General features: G+C 43.8%; 9 protein-coding genes. 6 read left to right on the top strand and 3 right to left on the bottom strand.

Going from position 1 to position 9,581, the window contains the following annotated elements; genetic code table 11:
* Positions 1–340 precede the first annotated feature (340 nt).
* Positions 341–1,198, top strand: coding sequence for an Hpt domain-containing protein (locus PY364_RS26540; protein WP_275570714.1), 858 nt, complete (start codon positions 341–343; stop codon positions 1,196–1,198).
* A 16-nt stretch (positions 1,199–1,214) separates the two neighbouring features.
* Here the strand turns inward: PY364_RS26540 and mnmG are convergent, their stop codons facing one another.
* Entirely contained in the window at positions 1,215–3,158 is a 1,944-nt protein-coding gene (gene mnmG, locus PY364_RS26535) for a tRNA uridine-5-carboxymethylaminomethyl(34) synthesis enzyme MnmG (protein WP_275570713.1), read from the bottom strand.
* Positions 3,159–3,285: 127 nt separating this feature from the next.
* Here mnmG and PY364_RS26530 point away from each other — a divergent pair, with 127 nt between their 5' ends.
* Together PY364_RS26530 and PY364_RS26525 are read left to right on the top strand one after the other, a co-directional pair.
* The gene (locus tag PY364_RS26530) at positions 3,286–3,996 is read left to right on the top strand and encodes a DUF3800 domain-containing protein (protein WP_275570712.1); all 711 of its coding nucleotides are present in this window, start codon (positions 3,286–3,288) and stop codon (positions 3,994–3,996) included.
* 454 nt (positions 3,997–4,450) lie between these two features.
* Positions 4,451–4,702 (top strand): DUF4926 domain-containing protein, encoded by a 252-nt coding sequence (locus PY364_RS26525; protein ID WP_275570711.1) that lies wholly within the window; start codon positions 4,451–4,453, stop codon positions 4,700–4,702.
* Positions 4,703–4,711: 9 nt separating this feature from the next.
* Here the strand turns inward: PY364_RS26525 and PY364_RS26520 are convergent, their stop codons facing one another.
* On the bottom strand, positions 4,712–4,852 hold the full coding sequence (locus tag PY364_RS26520) for a hypothetical protein (RefSeq protein WP_275570710.1): 141 nt from the start codon (positions 4,850–4,852) through the stop codon (positions 4,712–4,714).
* 167 nt (positions 4,853–5,019) lie between these two features.
* Between PY364_RS26520 and PY364_RS26515 the strand changes: the two genes are divergently transcribed.
* The 3 genes from PY364_RS26515 to psbB all read left to right on the top strand — a co-directional run bounded on the left by PY364_RS26515 (position 5,020) and on the right by psbB (position 8,767).
* Entirely contained in the window at positions 5,020–6,504 is a 1,485-nt protein-coding gene (locus PY364_RS26515; RefSeq protein WP_275570709.1) for a DNA methyltransferase, read from the top strand.
* 203 nt (positions 6,505–6,707) lie between these two features.
* Complete coding sequence (locus PY364_RS26510) at positions 6,708–7,037, top strand: hypothetical protein (protein ID WP_275570708.1); 330 nt, start codon at positions 6,708–6,710, stop codon at positions 7,035–7,037.
* Between the two features lie 203 nt (positions 7,038–7,240).
* Complete coding sequence (psbB, locus tag PY364_RS26505; protein WP_275570707.1) at positions 7,241–8,767, top strand: photosystem II chlorophyll-binding protein CP47; 1,527 nt, start codon at positions 7,241–7,243, stop codon at positions 8,765–8,767.
* Positions 8,768–8,882: 115 nt separating this feature from the next.
* On the opposite strand, the gene upp is transcribed toward psbB, so the two are convergent.
* Positions 8,883–9,518 (bottom strand): uracil phosphoribosyltransferase, encoded by a 636-nt coding sequence (upp, locus tag PY364_RS26500; RefSeq protein ID WP_275570706.1) that lies wholly within the window; start codon positions 9,516–9,518, stop codon positions 8,883–8,885.
* Between the last annotated feature and the right edge of the window lie 63 nt (positions 9,519–9,581).

Here is a 9,581-nt window from a genome sequence, read left to right as displayed (position 1 = left end):
CGATAGTTGTCTGGTTCGCCTGACTTGATTTTTATATATTAACATCTATCTTAAAATCTACTGCCCACCCTTGAATTAACTTTTATTTCTAGGTAAATCTAGGTATTTTGGCAACTGCTGACAACCCCTCTCGATTTTCTAAATATCTAACTTTAGATCGTGCATCGTTGCTGGTACTTTTAGGTAATAATATTAAAAAAAGCTGGTGTGCTTGCAGCCCCAGGTATTACTGTTACACTTGACACACTCTAACTCAATCAATGCACTTTTTATGGATAAATTTGGCTTGAGGCAAAACAGAAAGGCAATAAAAGATCAAAGGGGTAAAGGAGAAAAAATTATGCTACCAGAGCAATTACAGCGAATCATCGGTTACTTTGTCGAAGAAGCTACAGAACATATCCAGACCATTGAAATAGGATTTGTAAATCTACAAAGCACTGTAGAAAATTCCGAAAGTATACACCAGATAATCCGCTCTGCTCACTCGATTAAAGGGGGAGCCGCTATGCTGGGATTTAGCAGCATTCAACGAATTGCTCATCGCTTAGAGGATTATTTCAAAACTCTTCGAGAGTGTCCGTTAAGAGTTGACAGTACATTAGAATCCCTCTTGTTACAGATAGTTCATACTCTAGCAGCGCTAATACAGCAAGTTTCTAGAGTTTTTGGTCTCAATCAAGAAGTAGGAAACCAAATGATACTAGGATTGGAACCTATTTTTGAAGAGCTCAATACTCACTTAAGATTGCTGATTCCCACCCGCCTAACAATTAGAGCTACCACTGACGATCAAGTTTATATTTTATCCGGTTATTGTCTATCGTTAGCAAGATTTTCTGTTGCGATCGCAGAGAGTTTTCATATTCTCGGAGGTACTATCAGTCGCCAAGAACAAGATCCCCTAAATCAGCGCATGGCGATTGAGGTGCAGCTACAACCAGGTATTCGCCAAGAGACAATTCGCTCAGCCGTTGAATTTGCAGGGGGTATCATTGGCACAGTGCAAACGCAGCAAGGTTTTTCGCTGTTTGCAGGCCCAGAATATACTATTCGCCAAGCGCCTCTAGAACGCCCTCAAACCTGCATCGGATGCCGCTACTATTATGGTAGGAGCGACGGTGGCTATTTGCTCAACTGTACGGTACATCCGCAAGGCCCAGAAGAGGAAAACTGTCGCGATCGCGAAACCGATTAAGTAATTCGGTTAACGGTTAATTGTATTTTCCCACACTAGCAGCCTGTTGACGTAATTCTCCTGCCAAGACACCCGATCGCATTTCCAAATAAATCAACAAAGCCGTCACATCAGCCGGATTTACCCCACCAATTCTCGCAGCTTGACCAATAGTTAACGGCTTCACCTTCGCTAACTTTTCCCGCGACTCCTTCGAGAGAGTTTCAATGGTCATATAATCCAAATCCGGGGGTAATTGGCGATGTTCGTGTTTGCTAACTTGGTCAATCTGATGTTGTTGGCGTTGAAGGTAGCCAGAATATTTAATATCAATTTCTGCGCCTTCCTTCTCAGCCAACTCCAAACTAGAATTAGCTAAATTATAGCGTTCCAAATCTCCATAGTGGAAACCCGGACGGCGTAACAAATCAGCCAAGGTAATCGAACCTTTAATGCTTTGCTGCATATCAGCAAAAATTGCCTTTCCTACCTCCTCGCCTTCTTTTACCCGCGTCGAGTAAAGCCGTTCTTTTTCAGCGATAATATTAGCTTGTTTCCGTTGAAATAACTCCCAGCGACGGTCATCAATCAAACCAATTTCTCGGCCCAAAGGAGTCAGACGTTGATCGGCATTATCCGAACGTAATAATAACCGATATTCAGACCGAGAAGTAAGCATCCGATAAGGTTCCCGTAGGTCTTTTGTACACAAATCATCAATTAGCGTACCGAGGTAACTGTGCTCGCGGGGAAAGACAATCATTTCTTGATGATTGACAAATCTGGCAGCATTAACCCCGGCAACAATTCCCTGCGCTGCTGCTTCCTCATACCCCGTTGTCCCGTTAACTTGACCAGCACAAAATAACCCCTCAATTTTCTTAGTCATTAAGGTTGGAAAACACTGAGTTGCGGGTAAATAATCGTATTCAACCGCATAAGCTGGACGCAACATTACGCAATTTTCCAAACCCGGAAGAGTCCGCAACATTTGTAACTGCAAATTTTCAGGTAAACCAGTAGAAAATCCCTGAATATACAACTCAGGAATATCCCGGCCTTCCGGTTCAATAAATATCTGATGACTGTCCTTATCTGCAAAGCGGACAATTTTATCTTCAATGCTAGGACAATAACGCGGCCCCTTCGCATCTACCCAGCCGCCGTAAACTGGAGAAAGGTGTAAATTTTCTCTAATTAATTGATGGGTTTCTGGAGTGGTGCGGGTGAGATAGCAAGGCATTTGTTCCCGTTCTATCCAAACATTAGGATCGAAGCTAAACCAGCGGACATCGGCATCTCCAGGTTGAGGTTCGAGGTTGGTGTAATCGAGGGAACGTTTGTCAACTCTGGCGGGAGTTCCTGTTTTCAACCTTCCCGTTTCAAAGCCTAGTTTATTGAGAGTTTCAGTTAAACCCACAGCGGCAAATTCGCCGGCACGTCCCGCCGGCATGGATTTATTTCCCACCCAAATAATGCCGCCTAAAAATGTGCCAGTGGTGAGAATCACGGCTTTACATCCGAAGGCGACACCGAAGTAAGTTTCGACACCGATAATTTCATCATTAGCGCCTAAAACTAAATCTGTCACCATGCTTTCGCGGATGCTTAAATTGTCTTGGTTTTCGACAATATTCTTCATTATTGCCGCATATTCTCGCTTGTCAGTTTGAGCTCGTAATGCCCAAACTGCGGGGCCTCGTGAGGAGTTGAGAATGCGTTTTTGTAAGTAGGTGCGATCGGCCATTTTGCCGATTTCTCCACCTAGTGCATCGACTTCATTTGTAAGTTGAGTTTTCGCGGGGCCACCGACGGCGGGGTTGCAAGGTTGCCATGCAATTTTATCGAGATTTAGGGTTAATAATAGGGTGCGACAATTGAGGCGGGCGGCGGCGAGGGCAGCTTCGCAGCCTGAGTGTCCGGCACCTACTACGATGATGTCAAAATGGTCTTGGAATTGTGGGGGAGTTTTTGGGATCATGGCTAATTCAATGGAAGTGCATAGGAGAAACGATATTTTAGTTTTTTCTTTAGCTTAATCTAAGTTCAAGGTTAAAGACCATATATAATAATGTAGCACTTATTTTCAAAAGTTACGAGTGAGCGATATGACGATTTTATTTTACGTTGATGAGGGTGGCACTGGCTGGAACGATAGACAGACAAATTTCTTTTTTTTAGCTAGTTTTTCTATCCATATCCAGCACTGGTCACAAATGGATAGAGAAGTTTCAGCACTTAAGAAGGTGCTATTTAGTGGGAGGGAACCTGAAGACTGGGAACTTAAGGGGCGCGATATTTGGCAAGGTGTGGGTGCATTTAATAATTTACGAAGGGAAAATCGTCTTCGAGCTTTTAAGAAAGTTTCAGAAACTCTGAGTAAGTTACCTTGCCATATATTTGCTGTTCAAATCAACAAAAAAAGATTGCGCGAGACCAGCGAAGATATTAAAGATGACACTGGGTTATATCGCTTAACTTTCAATCAATTATTAGAGCAGCTAGATGCTTATCTAAAGCAATATAACGAAACTGGAATATTACTTATGGATTCGCGTTCAACTCAGCATACCAGTGTTCAGGATGGGAGATTGCTCAGAGTGTATAAAAATTGGAAGTCACAAAAAGAATCTTCTAACTTTGTGGAACTACCTTTGTTTGGCTTTTCAGAATTTTACACTGGTTTGCAGCTAGCAGATTATGTAGTGTACTTGATCGATCGTAGTTCAAAAGAAGCAGGTACAGCCAGTGGCAATACCGAATTGCAGGAAGCCTTGAATTTTATTCAATCGAAAATTAAATTAGTTGAACTCCCTTAATTTGGGATGATTGTTAAAAAATCCACGACACTCAAAAAGTAGTCGTGGATTAAAGCTAGGAAACACGACCCCTGCTTGGGGGTCAGTCAAGATTTTTTTGGTTTTAAAGGTTTTTCAACAACTGGCGCACGGTATTTCAACCGCGCTATAAATTCCCGTGCAGTTCGGGATACCTGTTGTTTAGACAGGCGCACGGCATCTCAACCGTACCATAACTCCCCGTGCAGTTCGGGGCACCTTGTCTCTGACAGGCGCACGGTATCTCAACCGCGCCATACCTCCCCGTGCAGTTCGGGGCACCTTGTCTCTGACAGGCGCACGGCATTTCAACCGCGCCATACCTCCCCGTGCAGTTCGGGGCACCTGTTCATTTAATATCAGTATATAGTATAATAACCACTTTTGTCAAATACAGATATAAAGAAGGGTTGTGCAGTAAGGATAACAAGGAGAAATGATGGATTTCCTGCTCTATAAAGATGTCATACTCTTAAGCAATGTGCCTGAAGAAAATCTCCAGGTTGGCGATATCGGCACAGTTGTAGAACGCCATGAAGTCGCCGGACTAGAAACAGGTTACAGTGTCGAATTTTTTGATATGCTTGGCAACACAGTTGCCTTGGCAACTTTACCCGGAAGTATGCTACGGGTTCCCTCCAAATTCGATCGCCCTCCTATTAGGCAAGAAGCATTTACAACGGCTTAGGAGTTATAATCATTTCTGAGTAAATTTCCTTGCTTTTCGTAAGTCTTGCAAGGTCATTTCTTCAACCATTAACTCAAGCGATCGCTTTTCGACTATTGCTCGTTGTTCGGGAGGCAAATTCTCCATAATAGTCTTCAGGCTAATTGTCATCTGTTTCTTGCTCCATTAACTTATTCAAATGACCGGCAAATCTACTATCTGCTATCTTAATTAGTTGCTTATAAAATCGCTGTTCCATGTCATTTGAGTAAATTATGCCTTATATAGAATATTATAGGCAATAGTCGATCGAATAACAATACAGTTGGGAGATAAAAATGGTAAATCAACTATTCTACGGTGACAATCTCGAAGTCTTACGCAAACACATCAAAGACGAATCAGTCGATTTATGCTATATCGATCCGCCTTTTAACTCGAAACGTAATTATAATCAAATTTACAACAATATTGGCAAGGAAGATCAAGCGCAAGCACAAGCTTTTGTTGACACTTGGACATGGGATGATTATGCTAATCAAGGTTTAGCTGAAATCTTGGAAAATTACCAAGGAAAATTTACATCACAAAGTATTGATTTAATCGCAGGTTTAACCAAAGTCTTAAGCAAAGGCAGTTTATTAGCATATTTAATTCATATCACCTTACGAGTAGTCGAGATTCATCGAGTCTTAAAGCCTACTGGTAGTTTTTATCTACATTGTGACCCCACAGCCAGCCATTATTTAAAATTAATTTTAGATACAATTTTTTGTTCCCAGGGTGGTGATTTTAGGAACGAGATAATTTGGTGTTATCGAGGTGGTGGTTCTCCTAAAAAAGACTTTAGCAGAAGGCATGATGTCATATTGAGATATTCAAAGACTAACGAATACAAGTTCAATTCAGATGCAATTAGAATACCATATCAAGCCGAAGGAATTGGTAGAAAAGATGATGCAATGTGGGGCAAGCATAAAGGAACTAATAAAGTATATAAGCCTCATCCTTTAGGCAAAATTCCTGAAGATTGGTGGCTGATGAATATCTTAAATGCTAACGATCCAGAACGTCTGGGCTATCCTACACAAAAACCCGAAGAATTATTAGAACGTATTATCAAAGTTAGTAGCAATGAAGGCGATGTAATTTTAGATGCTTACTGTGGTTGCGGTACAACTGTCGCAGTCTCCCAGAGATTAAATCGCAAATGGATAGGAATTGACATTACTTATCAAAGTATTAGTTTGATTCTCAAACGCCTTGAGGATGCCTTTGGTAACGAAATACTCAACCAAATCAAATTAAATGGCATTCCTAAAGACATGGAATCAGCCCTAGCCTTAGCCAATAAAAAAGATGACCGCACGCGCAAAGAATTTGAAAAATGGGCTGTACTTACCTATAGTAATAATAGAGCAACTATTAACGCCAAAAAAGGTGCCGATCGGGGAATAGATGGCATTGCTTACTTTCAGGGTGACAAAGATGAACCTGAAAAAATTATTCTGCAAGTTAAATCAGGGAATGTAAAAGCCGGAGATATCCGCGACTTGCAAGGAACTATTACCCTCGAACAAGCAGCACTTGGGATTTTCATTACCTTAAAAGAACCCACTAAAGAAATGATTAAGACAGCGAAGACAGCCGGAATTTATCAAAGTAGATATATGAGTCAAAGTTGTGATAAAATTCAGATTGTGACAATTTCAGAAATATTAGAAGAGAAAAAACGACTAGAGATGCGCCTGAGTTTTGAAGTCTTAAAATCAGCAGAGAAACAAATGGAAGTAAAATCAGTTCAGTTAGAACTAGATATTTAGACTTGATTTGTCTAAAAATTTTTAACTGTATAAAGATTATGATAAACTTAAAGTGTGACCACAATTGAAATACACATTAGAACTCTCTTAAGCGATCGCACAACCCCCTACCCCTCAAACATCCTCAGCCACAAATCCCCTCAAAGCCCCATTTCGCGCTATCCTAAACACCACATTCTAAGTAACCGTACCTAGTTAAGTTCGTGAAATACTTTTTCTTATCTGAAGGGTGGACGGTCGGGCGCGTCTGGGGAGTTGGCGGGTTGTGGAGCGAAACTGCCTGGAGGCGATCGCCCGACATAGAGAAACTCAACCTCTGCCTTTGGGATCAAAATGAGAAAATGTGGCTCTACCGCGTAGAAGAAGCCGTACTCATGGTAGAAGTAAAACCCACAGATCCAATCATAGAAAGCGATCCCACCAAAAACATCGGCAACGTCGTACTCACCCGCCTGATCGCCGCCGAGCAAGTTCTAGAACGCTTAGGCAGCATCGAAGCCCGATGTCAAATTAGCAAACCCCACTTGATGTAGCCCAGAAATATTGCAATCGGTTCTAACACTCGATACACTTCTTTAAATAACTTTCATTTTTATGCCTCCAGCGTCTTACCATCCCTAAGTCTAGGCAATAATACCGCCAGACAAAACGGCAGCAAGCGTCGGCGGCTTAATAAAAAGCTGAAAAGCCGTCAAAGTCAAAATAAACATCTCTCACCTTTGGAGGAGCGTAGTCAATGGGACTACCTTGGTATCGCGTACACACAGTCGTTTTGAACGATCCAGGCCGATTGATTTCAGTACACCTGATGCACACTGCCCTCGTCGCAGGCTGGTCAGGCTCAATGGCCCTATACGAACTAGCAATTTTCGATCCTAGCGATCCCATCCTTAACCCCATGTGGCGGCAGGGGATGTTCGTGTTGCCATTCATGGCTCGCTTGGGCGTTACCAAATCTTGGGGCGGTTGGAGCATCACCGGCGAAAGTGCCGCAGATGCAGGCATTTGGTCTTTTGAAGGCGTTGCCGCCGCTCACATCATCCTGTCAGGTCTACTATTCCTCGCCGCCGTCTGGCACTGGGTTTACTGGGACTTAGAACTCTTCAGAGACCCCCGCACCGGCGAACCAGCCCTCGACTTGCCGAAAATGTTCGGCATTCACCTATTCTTGTCCGGTCTACTCTGCTTTGGCTTTGGAGCCTTCCACCTATCGGGACTTTTCGGCCCCGGAATGTGGGTCTCTGACCCCTACGGTTTAACCGGTCACGTCCAACCAGTCGCGCCAGCCTGGGGCCCAGAAGGATTTGACCCCTTCAACCCTGGCGGCATAGTCGCCCACCATATCGCGGCTGGAGTCGTAGGCGTGATTGCTGGACTGTTCCACCTGACAGTACGCCCCCCCGAACGGCTCTACAAAGCCCTGCGGATGGGTAACATCGAAACCGTACTCTCCAGCAGTATTGCTGCCGTCTTCTTCGCCGCTTTCATCGTGGCTGGTACGATGTGGTACGGTTCTGCCGCTACTCCCATTGAGCTATTCGGGCCAACTCGTTATCAGTGGGATAACAATTATTTCCAGCAGGAAATTCAACGCCGAGCACAAACGACCATCGCCAATGGTGGCAGCATTGAGCAAGCTTACGAGCAAATTCCTGAGAAGCTGGCTTTCTACGATTATGTGGGCAACAGTCCTGCTAAAGGCGGTTTGTTCCGGGCCGGCCCAATGGACAAGGGAGATGGCATTGCTAAAAATTGGGTAGGCCATCCCGTGTTCAAAGATAGCGAAGGTAGGGAATTGTCGGTACGCCGTCTGCCTAACTTCTTTGAAAACTTCCCTGTTATTTTGACAGACAAAGATGGGATAGTTCGCGCTGACATCCCCTTCCGTCGCGCCGAGTCGAAATATAGCTTCGAGCAAGCTGGCGTTACTGTCAGCTTCTACGGTGGAGAATTGAACGGTCAAACGTTGAATAACCCCGTTGAGGTCAAGAAGTACGCTCGTGCGGCCCAGAAGGGTGAGGTGTTTGAATTTGACCGCGAAACTTTGAAGTCTGACGGGGTGTTCCGCACTTCTACTCGCGGTTGGTTTACTTTCGGACACGCTTGTTTTGCTTTGCTGTTCTTCTTTGGCCATATTTGGCACGGTTCCCGCACTCTCTTCCGAGATGTGTTTGCTGGAATTGACCCAGATTTAGAAGAGCAAGTTGAGTTCGGTCTGTTCCAGAAATTGGGCGACGTTACGACTCGCAGACAGGAAATTTAAACTTCTGTGAGAATCTGAAAAACCCGGTTTCTTGAAGGAACCGGGTTTTTTATCATCTGTAACGCCGCCATCCTGGCGGTAACATACCGCCAAGATGGCGGCGTTACGGCTATAATTACTTTGTCCCGTACAGGCGATCGCCTGCATCTCCCATGCCCGGTACAATATAACCATGTTCGTCTAAACCTTCATCAATTGCCGCCGTGTAAATTGGCACATCTGGGTGTTGTTCGTGGAAGTGCTTAATCCCTTCTGGTGCGGCGAGCAAGCATAAAAACTTAATAGACATGGCGTTAACTTCTTTAATTCTATCTACCGCCGCTACTGCTGAATTACCAGTTGCTAACATCGGATCGACAATTAACACATCTCGCTGTTCGATGTCGTGGGGAACCTTAAAATAATATTCAATTGCCATCAGAGTTGTAGGGTCGCGATACAAGCCAATATGTCCTACTCTTGCTGACGGTATTAACTCTAATATACCATCTAAAAGACCCTGACCTGCTCGCATAATTGAGACAATTACCATTTTCTTTTCCGAGGCTAGCATGGGAGCGATCGTTGAGGCAATTGGAGTTTGGATTTTCTCATATTTGAGTGGCAAGTCGCGCGTTACTTCATAAGCTAATAAGCTTCCCATTTCCTTAAGCAGTTGGCGAAATTTTGCCGTACTGATTTTTGTTTGGCGCATAATGGTCAATTTGTGCTGCACCAATGGATGATCGATGACGATAACTTTTGCAGTCATTTTAACAACATCTTAGTAGTAGGACTTACGCACGAACCACGTAACGCCGCCATCTTGGCGGTG

Origin of the sequence: Kamptonema sp. UHCC 0994 (assembly GCF_029167235.1) — a bacterium.
Lineage (GTDB): Bacteria > Cyanobacteriota > Cyanobacteriia > Cyanobacteriales > Microcoleaceae > Kamptonema.
This window is presented reverse-complemented; position numbering and strand designations above follow the sequence as displayed.

Coding starts and splice junctions, on each gene's coding strand:
- PY364_RS26515 (WP_275570709.1), top strand. CDS start 5,020: ATGGTAAATCAACTATTCTACGGTGACAATCTCGAAGTCTTACGCAAA.
- PY364_RS26520 (WP_275570710.1), bottom strand. CDS start 4,852: ATGACAATTAGCCTGAAGACTATTATGGAGAATTTGCCTCCCGAACAA.
- upp (WP_275570706.1), bottom strand. CDS start 9,518: ATGACTGCAAAAGTTATCGTCATCGATCATCCATTGGTGCAGCACAAA.
- PY364_RS26530 (WP_275570712.1), top strand. CDS start 3,286: ATGACGATTTTATTTTACGTTGATGAGGGTGGCACTGGCTGGAACGAT.
- PY364_RS26540 (WP_275570714.1), top strand. CDS start 341: ATGCTACCAGAGCAATTACAGCGAATCATCGGTTACTTTGTCGAAGAA.
- PY364_RS26525 (WP_275570711.1), top strand. CDS start 4,451: ATGATGGATTTCCTGCTCTATAAAGATGTCATACTCTTAAGCAATGTG.
- psbB (WP_275570707.1), top strand. CDS start 7,241: ATGGGACTACCTTGGTATCGCGTACACACAGTCGTTTTGAACGATCCA.
- mnmG (WP_275570713.1), bottom strand. CDS start 3,158: ATGATCCCAAAAACTCCCCCACAATTCCAAGACCATTTTGACATCATC.